Origin of the sequence: Lederbergia lenta NBRC 16444 (assembly GCF_001591545.1) — a bacterium.
In the GTDB taxonomy this organism is placed as follows: domain Bacteria; phylum Bacillota; class Bacilli; order Bacillales; family Bacillaceae_C; genus Lederbergia; species Lederbergia lenta.
Genome location: NZ_BCVC01000001.1, coordinates 635,851 through 661,789 on the forward strand (window position 1 = coordinate 635,851; position 25,939 = coordinate 661,789).

The window sequence follows — 25,939 nt, forward strand, 5'->3', positions numbered from 1 at the left end:
AATGCATACAAGTTAATTTATTCGAAGTTTAATTTGACCCTTTTCCTATTTGTAGGAAGGGTCTTTTAATTTTTTTCGGAGAACCTTTTTTCTTTACATGAATAAATAATTAAAAGTGATAAGTTGCCCTTGGCAAACTTATTTGTGTATGGTAAAGTAAAAACAACGAATTATTAAAAAGAAATGACTGTTGATTATTAAATAATAATTGGGGTAAAGGAGTGGTCTGTATATTTCAAGAGAAGAAGTAATGAAATCAATACTTATAAAATTGTTTAGAAAACTGCTAGGTTTGTAAACTTGCATTTGAAAATTTATCCAAGGCGATTACTTATCATATGGTAACGCTGATTTGGGAAGGACAAATATAAAATATACTGTTAGAAAAAAGAAGGTGCGAACTATGATAGAGAAAAAATTAAAAGTGAGTCACTTATGTGTCTCCTACCATGGAAACGTGGTTCTTCAAGATATTAGCTTCTCTGTCGATACTGGAAAGCTAATCGGTATTATTGGACCAAACGGAGCGGGGAAATCAACAATGATGAAAGCGATGCTAGGTTTGATACCGAAGGATAAAGGAGAAGTTGAAGTAGATGGAAAGCCGATTGCCGAAGTGAGAAAGAAAATTGCCTATGTACCGCAACGCTCAAACATTGATTGGGACTTCCCGATTGTCGTAAAAGACACAGTGCTTTTAGGAACTTATCCTAAGCTTGGTATTTTGCGGCGACCTAAAAAAGAGGATAAAGAGTGGGCGATGGAGTGTCTTACAAAAGTTGGGATGGGCAAATATGCAAATAGTCAAATTGGTGAGCTATCAGGCGGCCAGCAGCAGAGGGTCTTTCTTGCTCGATCATTGGCCCAAAAAGCAGATTGTTTCTTTCTAGATGAACCATTTGTTGGGATAGATGTATCGAGCGAAGAAGTTATTATCAAGATTCTTAAGGGGTTACGAGATGAAGGGAAAACTGTCTTCGTCGTTCACCATGATTTGACTAAAGTAGAAAGTTATTTCGATGAATTAGTTCTTATTAATAAGAAATTAATCGGTGCTGGACCTGTAGATGATGTTTTCCAACCAGAGTTGATGCAAGCGGCTTATCAAGCGCCACTAACCATGCTCGGAAGTTTGGGGGTTGGAGTATAATGGATTTTTTTCATGATTTGATGACTTATGAATTTTTACAAAAGGCAATGATTACATCTATTATGGTCGGGATTATTTGCGGTGTCATAGGCAGCTTCATCGTTTTACGTGGTATGGCTTTGATGGGTGACGCCATATCGCATGCTGTTTTACCTGGTGTTGCCATATCATATATGTTAGGTATTAGCTATTTTTATGGAGCTGTAGTGGTTGGTGTGCTGACGGCTCTAGGAATTGGAGCAATTAGTCAAAATAGCCGCGTCAAAAATGATTCCTCGATTGGTATTGTTTTTTCAGCTGCATTCGCTTTAGGGATCATACTTATTACGAAGGCTCAAAGCGCGACGGATCTAACTCAAATCTTATTTGGAAATGTGTTGTCTGTTCGATCATCGGATATGTGGCTGACGTTAGTTATAGGGGCTATTGTGATCCTAGTTGTCATCCTTTTTTACAAGGAATTGCTTGTTTCAAGCTTTGATGAAACGATGGCAGCTGCGTACGGGTTAAAAACGCGCTTTATTCATTATGGCATTATGGTTCTATTGACACTCGTGACAGTTGCTTCCTTGCAAACTGTTGGCGTTATCCTTGTTGTTTCAATGTTGATTACACCAGCTTCAACGGCGTATCTTTTAACCAATCGATTATCTACTATGATCGTACTAGCAGCCATCTTTGGCGCACTTTCTTCGATCATCGGATTATACTGTAGTTTTGTCTATAATTTGCCTTCAGGACCAGTTATTGCTTTGGCAACTACTGCTATATTCCTAGGCGCATTTATTTTTTCTCCAAAGCAAGGGATTCTTTGGCGTATGTTTAAAAGCAATAAAAAGAGAGCGGCCATTGATCAATAACAAATAATGAACATTATCTTTAAAAGGGGAGTATGAAAAAATGGGAAAAATCTTTAAAGGAATAATTGTGGCAAGTATGGCAGTTTTTTTACTCGCTGCCTGTGGAAAGGACGATAATCCAAAGGAAAAAACATCCGACAAGGATAAACCATTACAGGTTGTTACATCTTTTACGATTATTGAGGACATTGCTAGAGAAATAGGCGGCGATGCGGTTGAAATTCATAACCTAGTACCAACAGGGACTGACCCGCACGAATATGAACCACTCCCACAAGATGTAAAAAAAGCAACGGATGCAGACATCTTATTTTATAATGGTTTAAACCTTGAAGGTGGAAAACATGGTTGGTTCTTTAAAATGATTGATTCAGTAGGACAAAAGGAAGAAAATATTTATAGTTTGACAGAACGTGTGGAGCCGATGTATTTAAGTGGTGATGATGGTAAGGATGAAGAAATCAACCCACATGCATTTATTGACCCTGATGTGGGTATCAAAATGGCTGAAGATATGCGGGATGCCTTGATGGAAAAAGATCCGGATCGCAAAGATTATTACGAGGAAAGAGGAAATGAATATATAAGCAGATTACAAGAAATTAATAAAGAATATGAACAGAAAATTAATGATATCCCGAAAGAAAAACGTATCCTCGTGACAAGTGAACGTGCCTTCCAATATATGGCTGCCCATTATGGTTTAGAAGAAGGATTTATTTGGGAAATTGATACAGAGGAGAATGGATCACCTCAACAAATTAAATCATTAGTCAGTTTTGTTAAAGAACGTCAAGTTCCGGTTCTCTTTATCGAGTCTAATGTAGATGCAAGACCAATGGAAACTGTATCAAAGGAAACGGGGATTCCATTTAGTAAGAAGCCAATTTATTCTGATGAAATTGGAAAGCCAGGTGAGGAAGTTGACACATACATGAAATATTTACATTATAATATCAAACTAATTCATGATGAACTAAGCAAATAATGTGTAACAGAAAAGTCTCCACTCGATTCGATTTCTGAAGTGGAGACTTTTTTAGTTTAATGGATGAAACTACATCTCTTTTTTTGTAGGTTGACACTATGTTGGACTTGGAAAGGAAACCCCCAGCATAATTAAATTGATTGAGAGAAAATGAGTGCAACCTTAAGGAAGGAATATGTATAATAAAATGGTGAAAAAGCCACAAGTAGGGAGAGGCAATATGAGTTTAGACTTTAAGCTTTTTGAAAAGATTAATCAGTTTGCAGGGCAAAGTAATCTGCTTGATCAATTGGTTTTATTATTTTCTACATACGGCCCAATTATGTTCGGCTTGGTGTTTGTGTGGCTTTGGTTTTCTAAATCGGGAAATAAATATGAAAATCGACAAATTGTATTGTTAGCAATTACAATTACGGTCATTGTCCTGGGAGCAAACAAAATAATCGAAATGATATATTTTCGTCCACGTCCATTTGTCACACATGCGGTTCATTTGCTAAGTGATAAATCAGATTTAGACCCCTCTTTCCCGAGTAATCATTCTGCAGGATCTTTTGCATTAGCATTTGCGCTTTTTTGGAAACGAAGAAAAATTGGTACTGTTCTATTAGTATTCGCTGTTTGTATGGCTCTATCACGAATTTTTGTCGGAGTACACTATCCACTTGACGTACTGGCAGGAGCAGTTATCGCATTCTTAGTCACATACATTGTTATGTCAAAAAGCCGTTATCTTGAACCATTATATAATAAGATTATTCATATTTTTAGTAAGAAATAGAATTCGTTAGTCCAATGAATGAAAGCCGATTTTTCTCCATTAATGGGAAAATCGGTTTTCATTATTTTGAATGATATCATACTACTAATCAAATTTAAACGAATGGCGGTTTTTGAAAAATCTACTTTTACAACGACAAAAAAAGACAAAATACAATTATCTTTTTAAAAATATGAAAAAAACATCATTATCTGCTTGTAAACTGCTACGTATAAGTTGATAATAAACTGAGAAGTATCTATATATGGGCTATCTATATTCATGGAGGGGTAATGATCTAGATGAATGGTATCACAGAAGTTTTTCAGAAAAAGGGAATAAAACGTTTCATTATTTTCGCTTTAATCGTTTTTATTCTATTTATGATGAGAAGTATGATTAATTTAATCTTACTTACATTTATATTTTCTTATTTAATGAATCGTCTTGTAGAATTTGCTGTAAGGCGTGTGCCATTAAATCGAAGATTGCTTGTTTTACTAATGTATACATTAATTGTAGGCCTGTTAACATTCGGATTAGTGAAATATTTACCGATCATTACAATCGAAATTAGTGAGCTCATCAAACGGATAACAGCTTTTTATACACAGCCTCATGATAATGTACTAATTAATTATATTGAAACGGTTATTTCTAACAATCAAATTGCAGCATATTTAGAGAACGGCCTATCTTTCTTACTCAAGTCATTTACTGATATTAGTAAAACTAGTATTCAGGTACTAATAGCCTTGATTTTAAGTTTGTTCTTTTTATTAGAAAAACCACGCTTACAAGAATTTACGAATAAATTTAAAAGCAGTAAGATTGCTCCTTTTTATTATGAGATTGAATTTTTTGGGAGAAAATTCACGCGTACATTTGGAAAGGTAATTGAAGCTCAATTCATCATTGCTATTATTAACTGTGTGCTAACTGTAGTAGCATTGATGATTATGGGATTTCCACAAATATTCGGTTTGGCGATTATGATATTCTTTCTGGGGCTCATTCCAGTAGCAGGTGTGATCATTTCACTTATCCCACTTTGCTTAATAGCATATACAATTGGAGGAGCTGTTAAGGTGATTTATGTGATAATCGCAATCATGATTATCCATGCGGTAGAAGCATATATTTTAAACCCGAAGTTAATGTCCTCAAAAACAGATTTGCCTGTTTTTTATACCTTCGTAGTTCTTATCTTTTCCCAAAACTATTTTGGGGTTTGGGGACTAATTATAGGAATTCCAGTATTTGTATTCCTACTAGATGTACTCGATGTGACAAATAAAGAAATAGCAAAACCACTGACTTAACTATAATAAATTGCTAAAGAAATAGCTGAATATCTAAGTATCAGAAATAATACACATAGTCCCAAGTAAAAAACCGGTAGGAGATTTATTATCCTTTCGGTTTTTTTGTCTTCGTATTTAAAATCATTATATTGTCATTTATAAGCTGGAAGTGAAATCACTAGAAAGTCAATTCTGAATTGGCCGAATGAGCCAATAACATGTCCTTATAGACCATGACTAATTATTACTTGGAAAGTAAGATAGTAGAAAGAGAATAATCTTTTATCGAAAATTAAGGTATACGAGGAGGGAACAAATGAAAATAATCTTTATCTCATTAGATACTCTAAGGGCTAAAAGATTAGGAAGTTATGGATATAGGCTTCCTACTAGTCCATATATAGACCATATTGCAAGTCAAGGCGCTTTATTTGAAAGCGCTTACGCATCGGACATACCTACAGAGGTGGCTCATACTAGTATTTTTACAGGAAACGTTGGATTAACAACAGGTGTAGTTTCTCATGGTTCGCCTTCTACTTATCTGCCAAAAGAATATGATTGGTTGCCTGCGATACTTCGAAAAGCAGGATATACAACAGCTGCAGTCGATAATATGTATAACCTAAAAGAATGGTTTGCCAGAGGCTATCAATATTATATGAATTCAGTCGGTAAAACTAGATGGATTGATGGACAGGCAATTAATAAATTGGCAAAACCTTGGATTAAAGAACATAAAGATGAAGATTTCTTTCTATTTCTTCATTACTGGGACCCACATACACCATATTTACCGCCAAAAGAGTATATTCCATCATTTTATGATTCTAATAAAGATCCTTATGACCCTACTAACAAAAGTATGGAGCCGGCGTTCAATCATCCAGCATATCCTTTTTTTAAATATCATCATTATGACTTGCTTGGAAAAATTACTGATGTAAATTATGTAAATGCTTTATATGATGCTGAGATTAGATATTTGGATGATCTCCTAAAAGATTTAGACGAATTTCTGTACAACGAGGGGATTCAGGAAGACACTTTGTTGGTTCTGTTCGGAGACCATGGTGAAAGTCTAACTGAACATGATATTTACTGGGATCATTGCGGGCTATATGAGGAAACTGTCCATATACCGGTCATTATTCGTTGGCCTGGACATATTCCAGCTGGCGTTAGAATTTCTAATCTTGTACAACATGTTGATATAATGCCGACTATTCTAGAATCACTTGGCCTTGAAACCCCAAAGAATATTGATGGAAAAAGTCTATGGCCACTTATTCGAGGGGATCAAGTAGAACATCATAAGGAGATATATTTGAGCGAATGTGCTTGGCAAGCAGCGAGAGGAATCCGAACTGATCGATTTAAATATATTGAAACCTATGACTCCGGTCCTTTTACACGACCTCCTGTTGAATTATATGACTTAATAAAAGATCCGAATGAAGAAAATAATCTTGTAGATTTATACCCGAAGCAAGTGGAGGGTTACCGAAATAAATTGAATAATTGGGTGCAATCTAAGCTCGACCATCGAGAAGATCCTATGGAACGCGTGATTATGCAAGAAGGATTACCATTTAGAAAAAGAATTGAAAAAGTGCTTAGCGAATACAGTTTGTCTTGGGATGATTGGAAAGAAAATCCTAGGAGAGAAAGGATCGATTTTGCTGTAAGAATTCAGTAATAGGTTCTAGCTTGAAGGTTACGTTCTTTTGGTCTCAATTTAAATAAAATGATCGCGTCGGAAACAAAAGAACATTCCCTATGAGATATTTATCCGAACTGTATTTACACTAAAAGTTGGAGAAGGGAGGTGCGCCATAGTTATTAACTAAGTATTAGGAATGGTTAATCTATTGCTGGTGCAGAATTCGTTAAGGGGGGAAATCGATGAGAATATCTGTTAAATCTAGTTTCATTTTTTTATTACTATTTTCTATGATTATTGTTGGTTGTTCACCAAAAAGTGACCCTACTGTGAACAAGGAAAAGGGAGATCAAAAGGATGAAGGAAATAAAGAAACAAAGGTAGTGGATGTTTCAGAAATAAGCGAGTTTCATCAAGCTCCGATGCTCGATGATATGGATCTGCCAGATGTAAAAGATAGGATACCATTAGAGCCAAAAATACCAAATGAAATGCCTCATGAATTTCTTACAGTTGAGATTGGTAAGTATGGAGGAACACTTAATACGGTAGCTCAATCCGTCAACTGGGACCCAGACCTATTTGTTATGAGTAATGAGCCGCTATTAAATACTCCAGGTATTCTAGGCGAAGAAGTTACAGCAAATGTGCTTAAAGACTATGAAGTAACTGACGATCAAAAAGTCTTTACATTCTATATGAGGGAAGGTTTAAAGTGGTCCGATGGAGAGCCAGTTACAACTGAAGATGTTAGATTTGCCATTGAGGATGTCCAGTTTAATGAGGAAATTATGCCGATATTGCCTGCTTGGCTGCATTCTGGAGGGAACGTTGATGGTTCACCAATGGAACTAGAAATTGTGGACGAATTTACGTTCAAAATTTCTTTTGCAGAATCTAATGGTGGTTTTCCAATTAGTTTAGCGATTCAAAACTGGCGTGGATATGCCGATCTTTTAAAACCAGCACATTATTTAAAACAATTTCACAAAGATTATGCAGAGCCAGCTGAGCTAGAAAAACTAATTGCTGAGCATGATTTTGAGGAGGACCAAGAAACAGATTGGGTCAACTTCTTTAACTATATGGATATTAATGAAAGAGAAATGAGTCATTCTAATGCCGTAGGGTTCCCTGTTTTATATCCTTGGATGCTTACGGAAATGACTAAAACCCATGGATTGTATGACAGAAATCCATATTATTTTAAAGTGGATGCTGAAGGGAATCAGTTACCTTATATTGATTCTATTAAGAGTGCCATTGTACAAGATACTGAAGTAACTGGCTTAAAGGTGATCGCCGGTGAAGTTGATTTCAATAGAGAGGCGACGGCGCTCGCCAAAATGCCTGTTTATCGAGAAAATGCTGAAAAAGGAGGATATGAAGCAATATTAGCAAATATGCACTTAACACCAACCGATATTTTCTTAAATTTAACATATGATGATCCGGTATGGCGCGAAGTCGTGAATGATTTACGTTTTAGACAAGCTTTGAATTATGCGATTGATCGGGATGAAGTAATTGATACACTCTATTTTGGTTTCGCTGATCCTTCTGAAGTAATTGATAGCACATTTAATTTAGAAAAAGCAAATGCACTATTAGATGATATGGGAATGAAAAAAGGCGCGGATGGATTTAGAATTGGTCCTGACGGAAAACGATTCTCGATTCCCTTCGAAGTACAAGCCGCAGCACCAGATATTGTCCCACTTGCAGAGCTACTAACAGAGATGTGGAAAGAGATAGGGATTCATGTGACTGTTAAAACAATTGACGGGACATTATGGAGTACTCGAAATACAGCAAACGAGTTACAAGCATCGATCATATGGACACATACACCACTTTATTATATGCAAGATTGGGGTCAAGGATTTTGGGGACCACTTTGGGATAAATGGTGGAAATCAGGCGGTAAAAATGGGGAGGAACCACCTGAGGATGTGAAGGAATACTACAGTTTGATGGATAAAATGAATGTTAGTCCACCGGAAGAAGCTTTGGAAATAATGGATACTTTAAGAGGGAAAATGAAAGACAATATATATTATTTTGTTCATATCGAGAATGCGAAACAACCAATGATTGTCAATGCCAAGATCGGAAACATCACTGATAAAGGAACAGCAATAAGCATTAATTTCGCAGGTGAACAATGGTTCTTCAAAGAATAATAGGAAGTGAAAACTTAGGTAGTTATTTTGTAAAACTACCTAAGTTTTTCCTTAAATATGAGTATGAAAGGAGATTAATCGATGGCATCATACATTGGGCATCGTCTTATGCAATTAATCCCTTTATTGATTGCGATAAGCATTATATCGTTTGCTTTAATTCAATTACCACCTGGAGACTATTTAACAACCTATATAGCCCAACTTGAAATGTCAGGAAATGAAGTATCCGAAGGTACGGTACAAAGTTTGAAAAACCAATATGGATTAGATAAGCCGGTATATGTACAGTATTTTATCTGGATAAAAAATATAGTTTTCCATGGAGACTTTGGACGATCTTTTACTTGGAACGAGCCCGTTAAGGATGTAATAGGCGAACGGCTAGGATTGACGATAGCTATTTCAATCTTTACTTTGATTTTCACCTGGATTGTTGCCATACCGATAGGCATCTACTCTGCAATTAGGCAGTATTCCATTTTGGACTATGTATTTACTATTATTGGATTCATTGGCCTCGCGCTACCAAATTTTTTAATCGCTCTTGTAGTAATTTATGCAGTTTTTGTCAATACCGGGGTAGCTATTACCGGGTTATTCTCACCTGAATTTGTGTCAGCACCGTGGAGTATAGCTAAGTTAATGGACATGCTTCAACGAATATGGGTTCCTGTCCTTATTATTGGGACGGCGGGGACTGCAGGTTTGATTCGAGTGATGCGTGGGATGTTATTAGATGAACTGCAAAAGCAATATGTAATCACTGCCCGGGCAAAAGGCCTGAAAGAAGGAAAGTTATTATTTAAATATCCAGTACGTATGGCGATTAATCCACTCATTAGTACAATTGGCTGGACGCTTCCGGCAATTATATCAGGAGAGGCGATTGTTTCGATCGTGCTAAACTTGCCAACTACCGGTCCGATGCTTTTAGATGCTCTAATGACTCAGGATATGTATTTAGCAGGTAGTTTCATCCTAATATTGAGTGTTTTGACCATTATAGGAACGCTAGTATCCGATATATTATTAGCTTGGATAGATCCTCGAATTAGGTTTGGGGGTGTGCAGGAATGAAGCCTGTTTTCAATAAGAACAATCATCCTATTGAGGTAGATTTTAAAAAGAATGAAGAAAATGAGTATGAAGTTGCTTCTCAATGGAAGTTAATGTGGTGGAAATTTAAAAAGCACAAATTAGCAATCATCTCGGCGCCAATCCTTACTCTCCTCATCATCATTGCGGCATTTGCAGAGATTCTTAGTCCTCACCTTCCAGTAGAAAGGTTCTCAGAATATAAGCATTCGCCACCACAGACATTGCATTTTATTCACCCAGAAACAGGCTTTAGTTTGCGTCCGTTTGTTTATGATATGACGGAGGAAATGGACCAAGATACATTTCGGCGGACATTTAAAGAGGACACGACAAAAACATACCCAGTCCACTTCTTTGTAAGAGGAAAAGAGTATAAATTTTGGGGGCTTTTCAAAACGAACACTCATATAATCGGCCTGAAAGATCCTGATGCACCTTTTTTCCTTATGGGAACAGATTCATTAGGAAGGGATTTATTTACTAGAACGCTTCATGGTTCAAGAATTTCTTTATCTTTTGCCTTTTTAGGCATTATATTGACAGTTATTATTGGAATTGTTCTTGGAGGAATCTCGGGGTATTTTGGAGGGATCGTCGATACTGTTATTCAACGTTTAATCGATTTATTATTATGTATCCCTGCAATACCTTTGTGGATGGCGCTTGCAGCAGCATTGCCATCAGACTGGTCCCCAGCAAAAATATATTTAGGCATGGTGATGATTTTTTCCATTATAGGATGGACGGGGTTGGCGCGTGTCGTAAGGGGGAAAATCTTATCTTTGCGTGAGGAAGATTTTACAATGGCAGCAAGATTAGCTGGTGCCAGTAATATGAGGATCATATTAAAACACCTTATTCCTTCTTTTGCGAGCTATATTATTATCAATGTATCAATTTCTATACCTACGACAATTCTAGGGGAAACATCATTAAGCTTTTTAGGATTAGGTCTACAAGCTCCAGTTGTTAGTTGGGGTGTCTTGTTAGGTGAATCACAAAAATTAGAAAACTTAGCTCATCATCCATGGCTCCTTTGGCCTGCTGCATTCATTATAGTGGCTGTACTTATATTTAATTTTCTGGGAGATGGCTTACGTGATGCAGCTGATCCTTATAAATAAAGAGGGGGCATGAAAGATGGAAGGTAATCCACTCATATTAGATAGTAAACAATTTGGTTCCGATATTTACGAGGACGATGAAATAATATTAGAAGTTAATCATTTAAAAGTAAACTTTCAATTAGATGAAGGATTGTTAGAAGCGGTAAGTGGTGTTGATTTTCAATTGAAAAAAGGAAGAACGCTAGGAATTGTGGGGGAAAGTGGAAGTGGAAAAAGTGTAACGGCTAAAGCAATCATGCAAATTGTAGATACTCCTGGAAAGGTTGATGGAGAAATATCTTTTCGAAGTAGAAAAAATAACGAGATTAATGACATTGGAAAACTTGATCAAAAAGGAAATAAAATTCGGAGTATTCGTGGTGGCGAAATTTCAATGATTTTTCAAGAACCAATGAAGGCCTTTTCTCCTATTCATACAATTGGAAATCAGTTAGTTGAAGGAATTATGTTGCATGTTGCCGCAGTTGAAGAGGAAGCTAGGAAAATTGCTATTGATACTTTAAGGAAAGTAGGAATGTCCAATCCGGAACAAAGGATTGATCAATATCCACATGAGCTTTCAGGTGGAATGAGGCAAAGGGCAATGATTGCCATGGCTTTATGTTGTAACCCATCCATTCTCATTGCAGATGAGCCGACAACAGCGCTTGATGTAACTGTTCAAGCTCAAGTACTAGACTTGATAAATAATTTGAAGGAAAAGTCAGGGTCTTCTGTTATATTTATCACTCATGATCTTGGCGTCATTGCAGAAATGTCAGATGAGGTTGCCGTGATGTATCTCGGGAAAATGGTGGAATATACGGATGTTGATACATTATTTTTTGGTGCACTTCATCCATACACTCAAGGTTTACTAAAGTCGATACCTACCATCGGAATGAAAGATCAGCGCCTTGAATCTATCGAGGGTATCGTGCCAACCCCTATTAATTTGCCTAAGGGATGCGGATTTTATTCAAGGTGTAAATATGCAAAAGATGGTGTTTGTAACGTAGAAGATATACCGCTAAAGAAGGTGAAGGAAGGTCATTTTGTAAGATGCGTTAGGGTTTAACAGGGAGGGGGAGTAAAATGGAGGATAATATTTTAGAAGTACAGTCTATGAAAAAACATTTTCCAATAAAAAAGGGATTTTTTAAAAGGGTCGTAGGCCAAGTGAAAGCGGTTGATGACATTTCTTTTTATGTTAAAGCAGGAGAAACATTCGGACTTGTAGGAGAATCGGGATGTGGAAAGTCTACCTTAGGGAAAAGCCTTTTAAGAGCGATTGAACCTTCAAGTGGGTCTGTGAAATTTAAAAATAGAAACAATGAGATGGTTGATGTGATGGATTTGGATCAAAAAGGGTTGCGAGACATTAGAAGGGATATGCAACTAATTTTTCAAGATCCATACTCGTCTTTAAATCCTAGAATGACGGTATTAAATATCATTGGGGAACCCCTCATATGTAACAAAATAGCCAAAGGTAATGAGTTAAGGGAAAGGGTTAAACATCTGATGGAGATCGTTGGCTTAAACAGTCGACATCTTGAAAGATATCCTCATGCTTTTAGTGGGGGGCAAAGACAGAGGATAGGTATTGCCCGTGCACTCGCTACAAATCCTAAATTTTTAGTTTGTGATGAGGCGGTTTCTGCTTTAGATGTGTCTATACAAGCTCAAATTATTAATCTTCTAGAAGACTTGCAGAAATCTCTTAATCTAAGTTATTTATTTATTTCTCATGATTTGGGTGTTATTCAACATATTTCAGATAGAGTAGGCGTTATGTATGTTGGAAAATTAGTTGAAATGACTACTACGGAAGAATTGTTTTCTAATCCGAAACATCCATATACAGAGGCTTTGTTGTCAGCTAAGCCTATGCCAAATCCAAGACTAAAGAAGGAAAGAATTATTCTAAAAGGGGAGGTAGCCAATCCTGCAAAACCACCATCAGGCTGTTACTTTCACCCGCGTTGCCCGTATGCAAAGGAAATATGTAAACTAGAAGCTCCCTCTTTAAATGAAGTAAAAGATGGTCATCATGTTGCTTGCCATTTTGCTAGTGAGTTAGATCTTAAAGGGACTGTCGCTATATGAATTCTATATTAATACTTCTCATTATTTTCATTATCGCGATGTTCCTATGTATGTTAGCCGCAGTCTGGTTTATGAATTTTTTAACAAGAAAATATATCGGTGAAAAGCATATGGTATTGGACGAATTAACTAAGGGAGAAGTCCCGGAAAGCTGGTCTCAAACTTTTCAGATGAAATGTAAGAAATATAAAAAAGAGGATCAACAAGAAAAAATGCTTAAGTTACAAAAATTGGCTAAAAAAACCTATTTGAGAAAATTGAATCGACTAGTAGATTACGTACAAAAAACGAAATTAATAGAGAGTGAGGAAACGCGTACATCCATTCTAGCTGATTTGGAAAAAACACGACAACATTGGAAGGAAAGTAAGGCACATGAAGTTTGTTGGTGAAAAGAATACAGTGTTATTTAACTTTCTTGTATTATTATTTTCGGCGATATCTGCCTCTATTGGGTTGGTGCTATGGTTTCTCATAAGAAATACTATGATAGTCATTTTACTTTACAACTCTATTGATGTATGGATGCTACCGGCAGTAGATAATTTTGCTTTTCTCATTTTAGGAGTTCTTTGGCTCGTTTTTGTTTTTATAACACACCATCTCTACAATAAAAAGACGAAAAACAATGATTTGTTGTTTAATTTTTTTCTAATAAGTGGAATTCAACTAATATTACTATTCATTTGTGAAACATTGATGTTTTCTTTGGATACTGGTAGAGGAATAAAGAGTATTTTATTAATGTGCGGAGAGTTTTTGGTTGGATTGATATTTATCTATTTAACATATCGCAGAAAATGGAACAAAAAGAAAGATAAAAGTTTTACATCGACACTTTAAATAATGTCAGGAGTGAAGGAATGGGGATGGATGTAGGTGTTGTATCTAGAAGTTTTCCAAAATTAAGTAATAAGGAAACTGCTGAACTTTTATCAAGTAAAGGCTTCAAATGGACAGAATTATGTTTTACACAAACTGATTCCAATTACTGGGTCTATAATGGTCGTTCAGATTTAAATGATTTATCTAATGAGCAGAGTATTAATATTGTGGAAACTTATAGAGAAAATGATATTGAAGTTACAGCAATCGGAGTGTTTACAAATTTACTTGAAAGGGATGAGAAAGAGGCTGAAAAAAATCTTGGCTATTTTGAAAGATTGATGGAAATAGCTTCTATCAATCACATTCCTTATGTTTCAAGTGAATGTGGATTTATCCCGGGGAGAAGAGGAGTGAATGCAGATTCGTATGAAGCAGATTTTCAAAGGCTTGTCGAAAATTTAAAATGGCTTGCCATTAAAGCGAAGGAATACAATGTTTCAATCGCCCTTGAACCATGTGTATTGGATGTTGTTCCAAGTGCTAAACGGATGGTTGATTTAATTGATCAAGTTGGTTCTGATCAACTTAAAGTGTTATTAGATCCAGCCAATTTAATTGCCAATAATTCAGAAGTTGAGATGTTCTCCTATTTATCTCAGTATATCGCCTATTTTCATGGAAAAGACCGTAAAGTGAACGATACTTATGGTCGTATAATAGGTGATGGAGATATTGACTGGCCATTGTTTTTCAATTTGTATCATAAATATACTGAGGGTGTCCCTTTTATTATGGAATATGTAAATATGGAGAATTTTACTGATGTACGAGATCAGGTTATACGCTTTGATAAAAAAGTTTCAGTATGAAAAGTGGTTATTTAACTAAAAGAGGGATGTCATGTAACGCTGACATCCCTTTGGTTCATATAGAAATTATAAACTTGTTACCGTCTTTTTCTTATAGACAATCGGAAAATCATCACCTTTAAGAATTTCTCCTGGCTTCACTGTAACGAAAGGTTCCATCGGATGAGAACCTGTTGGCTCGTAACGGACATGTCCAGGCATATAATGAACAGCAATCGCACGACGTTTTCTTTGGGAACGATTAGGTCCACTGCCATGCCATGTTAAGCAGTGGTGATAACCCACTTGGCCTTTTTTTATTTCAAAAGGGATTGCTTGTGTATTAGCGCCTTGCGGTAATAGGTCTGGTTGTTGGTGGGATGGCTTAAAATCAGGCGTATTACTTAGATATTTCTGTTGATCACCCCAAAGATGGCTTTGGGGAACCATCCACATACAACCGTTCTCTATTGTTGCATCATCAAGAGCTACCCAAGCACTTATAAGGTCTGCCGGTTGAATAATCGGCCAAGCAGGATGATCTTGATGCCAATCTCCAGGTCCTCCAACAACTGGGGGTTTGTATTGAACTTGGTCATGCCAAATCCTTAATGTATCTGTTTTACTTAATTGTGCAACTTCCTCACACAGTGTTTCATTCGCTGCGTGATTTAGGAAAGCTTCACTTGCCATCCACATGTTAACAATCTGAACTACTGTATCTTTTTTTGCCATTTTCATAGCGAACTCAGAGTTATTATCATTCATCTCACGAGTTAAAACAGGTTTTTTAACTGATTTTCCATCCATGACTAAATCTAGTTCTTCACGAAGTCTTTCTACTTCAGCATCATTTAGAATAACATCGCCTTTGACAAAACCATTTTCATTAAAATCTTTTATTTGCTTTGAAGTTAACATACTATCACCCTTTTCAATAGTAATAATGGCACATATTTTTATTTTATAGAAAATAAACAATAGAATCGTGTGTCCGCCAACTCCTCCTCTCTATTGTTATATTTCTTGTTGTAAATAGATAATATCAAAACTAAATGAAGCGGTCTTTAGAACATTCGAATGAAAATTTGCACTTTTCACAGATGTTTTGAAAATGAAAAAATTAGGGGCTTTTATATGGAGGAATTTGAGAGAGCAGTAGATGTAGGTATGTTTTCATTACTTAGACCGACAGTCAACTTTGCTAATAAAATGACAGCTGGGCCGGGCCAAACATGGGGACCTAGGTTCATTACAGATTGCCAATTAATTTATGTTGTTTCAGGGGTGGCTACACTTACACTTGGGTTAGAGATTATTTCATTACATGCAGGTGAATGTGTATTTTATGGAGCTAATAGTCCACATAAACTTGTAGCTTCTGAAACTGAACCATTCACGTTTATGAGTATCCATTTTGATTGGAATACAGATTCACCTAATCCATCGCACCCGCTCCATGGTATAAAAAACTGTTTTGATACAGATTTAAATACACCTAATTCTATTTATAAATTAAATGTAGATGATCAAGGTGAGATGATTTTTCCACAACACTTTCTCATGCCGAATATGGAAAATCTATTTGCTCAAATAGTACGTGAATATCGATTTGAAGAACCTGGTTATCCACTTATACTTAGAGGGTTGTTTATTCAATTACTTACATTTATTGTGCGACATGAATTAAGTGGAAGTTATTTAATCGGAGAAAAAAGAAAGATAGCGCCTGCTTTAGAAGCGGTTCGAAAGCAACCCGATATTAACTGGTCATTAACTGAACTAGCTGACCTTTGTGGATATCATCCAACCTATTTTTCTTCCATATTTAAAGAAACAATAGGTTATTCCCCTAAACAGTATTTAATACTTGAAAGAATTAGAAAGGCGAAACAGTTATTACTGGAGGCAAGAAAGGTAGAGGAAGTAGCTATTGCATTAGGATATACAAGTATTCATTATTTCTGCAGAAATTTTAAAACTATCACTGGTTTAACTCCAACGGAATATAAGTTACAAAGTCTAGAATTATGACTTAATTTAAGATGGCCGAATGGACCATTAAATTGGCAGAATGGACAATGCTTCATTAACAGAAAATAGTTAGTATTTAATAAAGTGCATCTATGACTTAATAGTATATTTATTCATGATAACGGTGATACAAGTTTAATTAAAAAGAAAGGAGCATTTTGTTTGATAGGAAAAAGAGCTAGGATTATTCCTGGTGGATTTCTCTGACCCAAAAGTTCGGGTGACCAAATCAGCCATGAAGCGGTATGCGTGTAGAATATCACAACAGATCAGTGGTGCCTTGTTATAGGATAACTTTAATTCTGAACGAGATGCCAATTGAACTCATCATTTCCGTTTATACTAGGACCGAAAAAGTGTTCCGTATGCATTCAAGGTTGAAAGTAATACATCTATCGTAGTCCAACATAATAGATTAATACTTCTCAGAAGGCACTTTCCTTGTTTATAACGATGGGATATTCAATTGAAAAATTTTGTCCAAAGAGATGAATTTATTGGAGGGTGAGAAAATGAAGATAAAAGTAGGAATTGTTGGAGTTGGAAATATAGGAAGTATCCATGCTGCTGTGTATAAAGAGAATCCAAACGTTGAGATCGTGGCTGTTTGTGACATAATTCAGTCAAAATCAGATGAAGCAGCAAAAAAGTTTGGCGGAAAAGCCTTCTATAGTGTTAAAGAGATGCTTGATAGTAAGATTGAATTAAATCTTGTAAGCGTATGCACGAAGGGAGAGGAAAATGGAAGTGAGCATTTTACTCCCACCATGGAATTGTTAGAAGCTGGTATTCCTGTTCTCGGTGAGAAACCAATTTCTAATAATATAGAAGAGGGAAAACAAATGGTTGAATTAGCCAGGAAAAAGAGAGTACCATATGCTGTCAATCTAAATCATCGTTTCACACCAGCTGCGGAAAAAGCAAAATCTTGGTTGGAGAGTGGACGTCTTGGAAAGACACATATGATTAATATGAGAATGTGGATTAATAATCCAGCCGAAAGCTCCCCTTGGTTTCATTTACGAGCATTGCACCCCCACTCCTTTGATGTAATTCGTTATTTTTGTGGTGATGTAAAACGAGTAGCTGCATTTATGATGAAAGGAGAAAATCGGTCCATATGGTCTAACACACAAATTATTTTAGAATTTGAAAATGGTGCGATTGGTAGTCTAGTAGGTAGCTATGACGCGGGTGCAAGCTATGGACTAGAACTTTGTGAAGTAGTTGGTTCTAAAGGAAGATTTACTTTAGAAGATGCCTGTGAACAATTAACTTATTTTCCACGAACAAGCATCGAAACAGAAAGCTATAGACACGTTGGTGGAATGCGTGAGTTTACAGAAACCTTTAAAAGTCGTATCAATTCTTTCGTGGATCAATTGATGGCAGGGGTCACATATGATCAAGTGAATGGATCAGGTGAAGATGCTCTAAAAGCCCAACTTATTATAGAAGCAGCAATTCAATCATGGGAGACCGAGTCAATCGTTGAGGTACAAGACGTAACGCTTATTTCTGGAGGTGTGAAATGATGAAATTAGGTGTAAATTCTGTTCTGTTTAAGGATTTTGATTTTGCTACTGCGGCAAGACAAATTGCACTATGTGGATATGATGGGGTTGAAATTTCAGCGATAAAGGGAATGTGTGAACATCTTGAATTAGATCGCTGGAAAGAGCAAGCGGATGAATTACGTTCCATAGTAAAAGATAATGGACTTGAGTTCCTATCAATGGAAGTAGCTTCTTTAGATGAGGAACGTCTTATTTTGGCCTTTGAAGCAGCAGTTGAAATAGGAATTCCTATTGTAAACGTTGGTCCTGGTGGGAAAACAGGTGTAGAAGCGGATCTACAACATTCTATTGAAACCCTTTATAGACTGTCTGAGAAAGCAGAAAGTTACGGTATCACACTATGTGTGAAGGCGCATATTGGAAATGCTATTTATAATACAGAGACTACACTTCAGGCAATGGAAGAAATCCCATCACCTGCATTTGGAATTGATATGGACCCGAGTCATATATATCGTGGAAACGAAAATCCAGAGGAAGAGCTGCCTAAAGTGTTAAGTAAGGTAAAACATGTCCATATACGGGATTGCAAAGGCCGTGCTACAGGTCCAGGTGAAATTAAAAACCAAGCATGTGGACGTGGAGACATTGATTTATATGCATATTGTAAGGCGATGGTGGATGGTAATTACTCGGGACCGGTATGTTTAGAAGTAATTGGAGCAAATAAGCACTCATTGGCGGATGTCTCCATCGTCGCAGCAGAAAGTTATGGATATCTAAATGCGTGTTTAAAAGCGCTTGGAGCTAGGAAGCCGAAACTAGTATAGAAGGGATGATATGGAATGAAAAAGAAACCAAATGTTATATTGTTTGGGATTGATAGTCTTCGCAGGGATCGAATGAGTTCCTATGGTTATAAGCGCTTAACAACCCCTCATATAGATAAGTTTGCTGAAGGCGGAGTACTATTTGAAAATCATTTCAGTCCCAGCATTCCAACAACTCCTGGATATGCTTCGATGATAACGGGGATGGATTGCTTTGGGACTGATGTAGTCGCACTGAGACACAAGGGACCACTAGGTGATCATGTGAAGACACTTCCCGAAATATTGGGAGAGAATAATTATAATACAACTTGTATAGGTTTTACTGGTAATCCCTCTTCCAGAGGATTTCAAAAGTATCTGGATTATGAAGGATGGAAGCCAGATGAAACGGGGCGTTGTCCAAAGGCGGAAAACTTAAATAATATTGCAATTCCTGAACTAAAGAGACTTTCTAAGGAAGATAAACCATTTTTCTTATTTTTACGGCATATGGATCCTCATTCGCCGTATTTACCACCTAGGCCGTACGAAAGAATCTTTTATGATGGGGATGAATGTGATCCAACGAATCATTCATTGGAAGAATTGAAGAAGTTTAAACCTTTCGCTGATTTTATTACCTCGTGGCTTCCAAAAGGGTGTACAGATTCTGACTATGTCGATGCACAATATGATGGTGCGGTTGCATACATGGATGCATGTATACAAAACATCTTTACAACAGTAGAAACACTTGGAATAGAAGAGGAAACATTAATTATCATCACATCTGATCATGGTGAAACATTAAATGAGCATGGATGTTGGTATGATCATCATGGGCTATATGAGCATAATTTAGTTGTACCCTTAATTTTAAAATACCCTGGGAAATTACCTGCTGGACGAAGATTCTCTGAATTCTCATTTATTAAGGATTTGATGCCGACCGTCTTGGAACTTTTAGAAATCAAAACAGAGATTAACTTTGATGGTCGTAATCTTATATCATTAATTACTGGAAGTAATGAGTCGTTTTCTATGGAATCAGAGTTTTATATTACGGAATGTACATGGATGCGAAAACATGGTTGGCGGACACCAGAATGGAAATTAATTCGTTCTTTAGAGCCAGATATTCATTTCAAGCCAGAAATCGAATTATACAATATTTTTACAGATCCGAAAGAGTTAATAAATGTAGCGGAAAAGGAACCACAAATTGTAAATATGCTGCTAGGCAGAATGGATGCTTATATTACGAAACGAGAGAAGGAGACAGGCCGTACGAACCCAATGTATACGAATCTACAATGGCATGGACTGGACCGCGGCCCGTTTGAAACATCACAAGAAGCATATGATTCAATGTATATTGGATCGATAAGCAATGCACAACAATTACAAGAAAAAGATAAAGAAAAAGTGTAAGCACCATCGATAGTGGTTCGAAAATCTATCTCGAACCACTTATAAGATAGAAGGGAGGAGAATTTTTGATAAAAGTAGCTGTTGTCGGAGTGAATAATATAGGGAAACTGCATTGTCTTTATTATAAGGAAAACCAAGAGGTTGAATTTATAGCAGTTTGTGATTTAAACAAGGATTTGGCTAATACTGTGGCGAATGATTATAATGTCAAAGCCTATACAGATATAAGTGAAATGCTTCAAAAAGAAGACATAGATGTAGTGAGCATCGCTACTGGTGGTAAAGAAAACGGCTCTCACCATTATGAGCCAGCAATGATTGCTATTGAAAATGGTAAGGATGTTTTAGTAGAAAAGCCACTTTCCAATAATATAGAAGAAGCAAGAGAAATGGTAGCCTTTGCTCGCTTGAAAGGAGTTCGCCTTGCTTGTAATCTTAATCATCGTTTTGTGCCAACGGCCTATCGTGCGAAGGAATGGATTGAAAAAGGAGAACTTGGCACACTACTTTTTCTTAATATGAGATTGACAATAGGGAATCCTAATGAGTCCAGTCCGTGGATTCATCTAAGGGCTCTCCATCCTCATTCCATTGATGTGATACGTTATTTTGGAGGAAATATTCGACGGGTACAAGCATTTATGACAAAAGCACCTGGTAGAACCGTTTGGTCTACTGCGTCTATCAATCTTGAATTTGAGTCGGGTGCAGTAGGACATTTGACTGGAAGCTATGATATGGATAATCGTCACCCAATTGAATATTGTGAAGTTGCCGGAACGAAAGGGAGATTTACGATAGAAGATGTGTATGACAAAGTGACCTATTATCCGCATAATAATACAGAATTGAAAGTGGTTCGTAACTCGGTATTGTCTGGAGTGAATGGTTTTAATGAAACTTTTAAAAATCGTCTCGATACCTTTATTGATGAGGTGAAAAATGCAGCACCTCCGGAACAAATTACTGGAAACGGAGCAGAGGCCTTGTGCGCGCAAGAAGTTATTGAAGCTGCAATTCTTTCCCAAAAGGAAAATGGGAGTGTAATCAATGTGCAAAGCATGGCTGAATAAATATTCTAAAAAGTTTTGTACTATAAGCTAGTAAAAAAGCATATTTTTTTGCCACTATATGAAAGCCCTTACAATAAAAGATGAGAAAACTAATGGATGATTTCATTTTACCTTGCAATAGGGGGAGTAGAGATGATTGCAACGAAATATCAAAGTAGTGAGTATATGGATACAGATGAATTTCCATTTTGGATCCGACGATTTTATCACGATGCTTCAAACGTTCCACCAGCTCACTCTCATGAATTCATAGAATTAGTATTTGTTGTACAAGGTTGTGCTAAACATATTTTCGAAGGTCAGTCATATCAGATAAAAACAAATGACGTTTTTATTATTAATCCAGGTGAGATTCATACGTTTCAAATTGAATCAGGGGAAGAGTTTGAAATTATTAATTGCTTATTTCTTCCAAGTTTAATTCAAGATTCTTTATTAAAAGAGCTAGGTGTATCACGTTCTATGGATTACTTTTATATTCACCCTTTTTTAAATAAGAGCGAGCGTTTTCATCATCTTATTAATTTAGGTGAGGGTTATTCAAGTCGTTTTTACTCCTTATTAGAAGGGATGATGTATGAATATAATAAAGAAAATGCATGTTATTCTACGCTAATTCGGTTGCAATTAGTAGAACTATTAATTATTTTATCTCGAATATATAACGAAAAAAAATCAAATATTCATCATCCTTTTAGTAGAGAAAGTGAAAATCAATTACTTGTTCAGCGTATTAACGGCTATTTAACAAGAAACTATGATCAAAAAATTTCGATTCCAACGCTCTGTCATTTATTTAATATTAGTCCACGCCATTTAAACCGTATATTTAAGCAAGAAATGGGACGTACTGTAGTGGAGGTACTTCATAGTATTAGAATCAAAAAAGCGAAACAATTTTTGTTAGAGTCCAATGATAAAGTAATTAATGTAGCTATTAAAGTAGGATATGACGACCCCGCATTTTTTAGCAGATTATTTCGGCGAATGGTCGGTTGCTCTCCAGGTAAATATAAAGAAAATACTTACTCTTCGGTTAATTGACTAGAAGGAGGAAAAATAGTGAATGAAACATTACGAGTTAACTCGATTATTCAGCCACATGGTGGTGTCTTAATTAATAGAGAAGTGATAGGAATGGAAAGGGAGCGTTTACTAAAAAAAGCCAAACAATTATCCTCTCTCATCCTCTCTGAATGGAGTATTTCAGATTTAGAATTAATTGCTAATGGAGGATTTAGCCCATTAGTAGGCTTCATGGGACGAGAAGACTATGTAAGGGTAATAGAGGAAATGCGCTTGGCGAATGGTCTTGTATGGAGTATTCCAATTACATTACCGATTTCGCTAGAGGAGGCCGCATCAATTGCAATTGGGCAAGAAATAGCCCTTAAAGGTAGAGATGGTCAAATCTATGGGCTGTTAAAAGTAAAGGAAAAATACACATATGATAAAAAACAAGAGGCAAGACTTGTATATGGAACTACGGATGAATCGCATCCAGGAGTAAGAAAGGTCTTTGGACAGGGAGATATTTATTTAGCTGGCCCTATTCGTCTTCTAAATCGTCCGAGTCATGGGGAATTTATAGATTATTATAAGGATCCCCAAGAAACGAGAGAGATGTTTGCTCGTTTAGGTTGGGAAAAGGTGGTAGGGTTTCAAACGCGTAACCCGGTCCATCGTGCACATGAATATATACAAAAGACAGCGTTAGAAAGTGTAGACGGGTTATTGTTAAATCCGTTGGTAGGTGAAACAAAATCGGACGATGTTCCAGCGCCTATTAGGATGGAGAGTTATGAGGTGCTGCTTGAGAATTATTATCCGAAGGACCGTGTGCGGTTAGTAATATATCCAGCTGCTATGCGATATGCTGGTCCAAAAGAGGCGGTCTTACATGCGCTAGTAAGAAAAAATTATGGTTGTACCCATTTTATTATCGGAAGGGATCATGCGGGCGTAGGAGATTTTTATGGTACGTATGAGGCACAAAAATTAGTCAGTCAAGTAGAAGGGGAATTGGGAATTAATATTTTTAAGTTTGAGCATGCGTTTTATTGTACACAATGTGGAAATATGGGAACTTCTAAAACTTGTCCCCATGATCATGAGTTTCATGTTCATTTAAGTGGAACGAAAGTACGTGAAATACTACGTAAGGGTGAAAAGCCACCAAAAGAGTTTTCCCGACCTGAGGTAGCGGAAGTATTAATTAAAGGAATGCGTGAAAAGAAAGAAACGTGAGCGATGACTATGACAATAGAAATTGGTTTTGTATTACTTGTCATTATTTTAATGATGCTAGCACTCGTATTTGAAGTTAGTCGACCAGAAATCATTGTTTTCACAGCATTATCTATTTTTATGTTAAGTGGTTTGTTAACAGTAGAGGAAGCAATAGAAGGTTTCTCGAATGAGGGAATGCTGACTATCGCATTACTCTTCATCATCGCAGCAGCTATACAAAAATGTGGCCTTGTAGACCGCGTGGTTACAAAGTTATTGGCTGGAAATAAATCCGATCAATGGGCAATTGCTAAAATACTAACACTGGTGGCTGGGGTATCAGCTTTTTTAAATAATACTCCTATTGTTGTTACCTTAACTCCTATTTTACGTAAATGGTGTGAAGAAAATAATTTATCGCCATCAAAATTTTTATTACCATTATCATATGCGACGATTCTAGGTGGAACATTAACCTTAATAGGCACATCTACTACTCTAGTTGTTCATGGAATGCTTCTTAATTTGGGGATAGAGGGATTTTCGTTTTTTCAAACAGGAGTGATTTCTATTCCAGCAGTTATATTAGCACTTGTTTTTATCGTAACAATCGGTTATAAAATACTCCCTAATCATCAGGTGATGACAGATACAGTTAGAGAACAAAGTAGAGAATATTTATCACAAATGTTTGTTGAAGATACTTTTCCCTATATGAATAGTTCGGTAGAAGAGGCAGGTTTACGAAGTTTAAAGGGGTTATATTTAATAGAAATTATTCGTGATAAGGAAAAATTATCACCAGTCAAATCAACGACAATAATTAAAAGTGGTGATCGTCTTATCTTTACAGGACTGATTTCAACCATTGTGGAATTAGAGAAGATGCAAGGTTTGCGGTTAGAAACTGGTTCAGAGTTAACATTAAATATGCTGAGAAATGGCAATATACAATTAGTAGAAGCTGTTGTTTCTCATCATTCATCCTTATTATATAAAAGAATTAAAGACTCCCATTTCCGAAGTGAATTTGATGCCGGTGTCATAGCAGTTCACCGACACGCAGAAAGAGTGGTAAATAAAATTGGCGATATCACATTAAAAACAGGTGATACGCTTTTATTATTATGTGGACCAGACTTTGAGAAAAAAATAAAGCAATCTAACGATTTTTATATTACTACTCCGTTACACACGCCACCAATACTAGAAGATCAACGAAAAGGGTGGCTTTCGGTGATAGCATTAGTGACCATGATTATTTTGGTTACATTCCATATGATTTCGATGTTTAAAGCAATGACACTTGTTGTTATTTTGTTATTAATCATAAAAGTAGTCACACCAGAGGAAGCGATGAAATCTGTTCATTTTCAAGTACTACTATTAATAGCAAGTGCATTTGGCATAGGTACAGCCTTATTGAAAAGTGGAGCTGCCACCTTCCTTGCAGAAGGAATTGTTCATATTATACAGCCGTATGGCATTATGGCAATTATAGTGTCTATATATATTCTGACCAATGTCCTGACAGAAATGATTACAAATAGTGCAGCTGCTGTCATTATGTTCCCTATATCAATAGAAATAGCTTCACAAATGCAAATTGATCCTATCGCAATTGTGCTTGCAATCACAATTGCCTCGTCAGCTAGTTTCTCTACCCCAATAGGATACCAAACAAATCTTATTGTATATGGACCAGGTGGATACAAATTTAAGGATTACCTGAAAATTGGAATACCATTAAACATTATTGTGATGTTATCAACGATCACTATGATTAAAATAATATGTTTTTAGTTTTCTAGAAAATATTTGTTTCTAGATCGCTTTTTAAGGAAGCAATCTACTGCTAGCTCAAAATGCTCAGCAACTGGAAAACTTCGTGGTTCTTCCTACGATAAGTCAACATCGGTTCGTCTTGTTAGGCTGATCGCGTT

At 36.3% G+C, this 25,939-nt stretch carries 23 protein-coding genes; 22 read left to right on the forward strand and 1 reads right to left on the reverse strand.

The genetic code is table 11. The features are described 5' to 3' along the window. Window positions 1-403 precede the first annotated feature (403 nt). The 14 genes from BLE01S_RS02805 to BLE01S_RS02870 all read left to right on the forward strand — a co-directional run bounded on the left by BLE01S_RS02805 (window position 404) and on the right by BLE01S_RS02870 (window position 14,921). Window positions 404-1,150 (forward strand): metal ABC transporter ATP-binding protein, encoded by a 747-nt coding sequence (locus BLE01S_RS02805; protein WP_111703430.1) that lies wholly within the window; start codon window positions 404-406, stop codon window positions 1,148-1,150. Continuing rightward, entirely contained in the window at window positions 1,150-2,010 is an 861-nt protein-coding gene (locus BLE01S_RS02810) for a metal ABC transporter permease (protein ID WP_066137084.1), read from the forward strand. The genes BLE01S_RS02805 and BLE01S_RS02810 overlap by 1 nt, the downstream gene beginning before the upstream one ends. 40 nt (window positions 2,011-2,050) lie before the next feature. Continuing rightward, entirely contained in the window at window positions 2,051-2,998 is a 948-nt protein-coding gene (locus BLE01S_RS02815) for a metal ABC transporter solute-binding protein, Zn/Mn family (RefSeq protein ID WP_066137086.1), read from the forward strand. Window positions 2,999-3,173: 175 nt separating this feature from the next. Continuing rightward, window positions 3,174-3,779 carry an undecaprenyl-diphosphatase gene (locus tag BLE01S_RS02820; RefSeq protein ID WP_231955906.1) on the forward strand — a complete coding sequence of 202 codons (606 nt, stop codon included), beginning with the start codon at window positions 3,174-3,176 and terminating at the stop codon, window positions 3,777-3,779. Between the two features lie 281 nt (window positions 3,780-4,060). Beyond that, window positions 4,061-5,080 (forward strand): AI-2E family transporter, encoded by a 1,020-nt coding sequence (locus BLE01S_RS02825; RefSeq protein ID WP_066137087.1) that lies wholly within the window; start codon window positions 4,061-4,063, stop codon window positions 5,078-5,080. Between the two features lie 298 nt (window positions 5,081-5,378). Further along, window positions 5,379-6,761, forward strand: a complete 1,383-nt coding sequence (locus BLE01S_RS02830) for a sulfatase family protein (protein WP_066137089.1) — start codon at window positions 5,379-5,381, stop codon at window positions 6,759-6,761. Window positions 6,762-6,967: 206 nt separating this feature from the next. After that, window positions 6,968-8,908 (forward strand): ABC transporter substrate-binding protein, encoded by a 1,941-nt coding sequence (locus BLE01S_RS02835; RefSeq protein ID WP_066137091.1) that lies wholly within the window; start codon window positions 6,968-6,970, stop codon window positions 8,906-8,908. 81 nt (window positions 8,909-8,989) lie between these two features. Next, the gene (locus BLE01S_RS02840; RefSeq protein WP_066137094.1) at window positions 8,990-9,988 is read left to right on the forward strand and encodes an ABC transporter permease; all 999 of its coding nucleotides are present in this window, start codon (window positions 8,990-8,992) and stop codon (window positions 9,986-9,988) included. Continuing rightward, window positions 9,985-11,133 carry an ABC transporter permease gene (locus BLE01S_RS02845; RefSeq protein WP_066137096.1) on the forward strand — a complete coding sequence of 383 codons (1,149 nt, stop codon included), beginning with the start codon at window positions 9,985-9,987 and terminating at the stop codon, window positions 11,131-11,133. Before BLE01S_RS02840 ends, BLE01S_RS02845 begins: the two co-directional genes overlap by 4 nt. Before the next feature lie 16 nt (window positions 11,134-11,149). Beyond that, window positions 11,150-12,193, forward strand: a complete 1,044-nt coding sequence (locus tag BLE01S_RS02850) for an ABC transporter ATP-binding protein (RefSeq protein WP_082788557.1) — start codon at window positions 11,150-11,152, stop codon at window positions 12,191-12,193. 17 nt (window positions 12,194-12,210) lie between these two features. Next, window positions 12,211-13,224 carry an ABC transporter ATP-binding protein gene (locus BLE01S_RS02855; protein WP_066137098.1) on the forward strand — a complete coding sequence of 338 codons (1,014 nt, stop codon included), beginning with the start codon at window positions 12,211-12,213 and terminating at the stop codon, window positions 13,222-13,224. Beyond that, a complete protein-coding gene (locus tag BLE01S_RS02860) occupies window positions 13,221-13,616 on the forward strand; it encodes a hypothetical protein (RefSeq protein WP_066137100.1) in 396 nt (131 codons plus the stop codon). Before BLE01S_RS02855 ends, BLE01S_RS02860 begins: the two co-directional genes overlap by 4 nt. Further along, window positions 13,600-14,067, forward strand: coding sequence for a hypothetical protein (locus BLE01S_RS02865; protein WP_066137102.1), 468 nt, complete (start codon window positions 13,600-13,602; stop codon window positions 14,065-14,067). The genes BLE01S_RS02860 and BLE01S_RS02865 overlap by 17 nt, the downstream gene beginning before the upstream one ends. Before the next feature lie 20 nt (window positions 14,068-14,087). Beyond that, complete coding sequence (locus tag BLE01S_RS02870; RefSeq protein WP_066137104.1) at window positions 14,088-14,921, forward strand: sugar phosphate isomerase/epimerase family protein; 834 nt, start codon at window positions 14,088-14,090, stop codon at window positions 14,919-14,921. 66 nt (window positions 14,922-14,987) lie between these two features. On the opposite strand, the gene BLE01S_RS02875 is transcribed toward BLE01S_RS02870, so the two are convergent. Beyond that, window positions 14,988-15,821, reverse strand: coding sequence for a phytanoyl-CoA dioxygenase family protein (locus BLE01S_RS02875; protein ID WP_066140808.1), 834 nt, complete (start codon window positions 15,819-15,821; stop codon window positions 14,988-14,990). Window positions 15,822-16,037: 216 nt separating this feature from the next. Here BLE01S_RS02875 and BLE01S_RS02880 point away from each other — a divergent pair, with 216 nt between their 5' ends. The 8 genes from BLE01S_RS02880 (at window position 16,038) to BLE01S_RS02915 (ending at window position 25,799) form a co-directional block, all read left to right on the forward strand. Further along, on the forward strand, window positions 16,038-16,934 hold the full coding sequence (locus tag BLE01S_RS02880) for an AraC family transcriptional regulator (protein WP_066137106.1): 897 nt from the start codon (window positions 16,038-16,040) through the stop codon (window positions 16,932-16,934). A 512-nt stretch (window positions 16,935-17,446) separates the two neighbouring features. Then, the gene (locus tag BLE01S_RS02885) at window positions 17,447-18,469 is read left to right on the forward strand and encodes a Gfo/Idh/MocA family protein (protein ID WP_066137108.1); all 1,023 of its coding nucleotides are present in this window, start codon (window positions 17,447-17,449) and stop codon (window positions 18,467-18,469) included. Then, window positions 18,466-19,281, forward strand: a complete 816-nt coding sequence (locus BLE01S_RS02890) for a sugar phosphate isomerase/epimerase family protein (protein ID WP_066137110.1) — start codon at window positions 18,466-18,468, stop codon at window positions 19,279-19,281. The genes BLE01S_RS02885 and BLE01S_RS02890 overlap by 4 nt, the downstream gene beginning before the upstream one ends. Window positions 19,282-19,296: 15 nt before the next feature. Continuing rightward, entirely contained in the window at window positions 19,297-20,694 is a 1,398-nt protein-coding gene (locus BLE01S_RS02895; protein ID WP_066137112.1) for a sulfatase family protein, read from the forward strand. A gap of 65 nt (window positions 20,695-20,759) precedes the next feature. Next, a complete protein-coding gene (locus tag BLE01S_RS02900) occupies window positions 20,760-21,767 on the forward strand; it encodes a Gfo/Idh/MocA family protein (RefSeq protein ID WP_066137114.1) in 1,008 nt (335 codons plus the stop codon). 132 nt (window positions 21,768-21,899) lie between these two features. After that, window positions 21,900-22,811 (forward strand): AraC family transcriptional regulator, encoded by a 912-nt coding sequence (locus tag BLE01S_RS02905; RefSeq protein WP_066137116.1) that lies wholly within the window; start codon window positions 21,900-21,902, stop codon window positions 22,809-22,811. 15 nt (window positions 22,812-22,826) lie between these two features. Further along, window positions 22,827-24,014 (forward strand): sulfate adenylyltransferase, encoded by a 1,188-nt coding sequence (gene sat, locus BLE01S_RS02910; protein ID WP_066137118.1) that lies wholly within the window; start codon window positions 22,827-22,829, stop codon window positions 24,012-24,014. A gap of 3 nt (window positions 24,015-24,017) precedes the next feature. Then, window positions 24,018-25,799, forward strand: coding sequence for an SLC13 family permease (locus tag BLE01S_RS02915; RefSeq protein ID WP_326255696.1), 1,782 nt, complete (start codon window positions 24,018-24,020; stop codon window positions 25,797-25,799). Window positions 25,800-25,939: the final 140 nt, after the last annotated feature.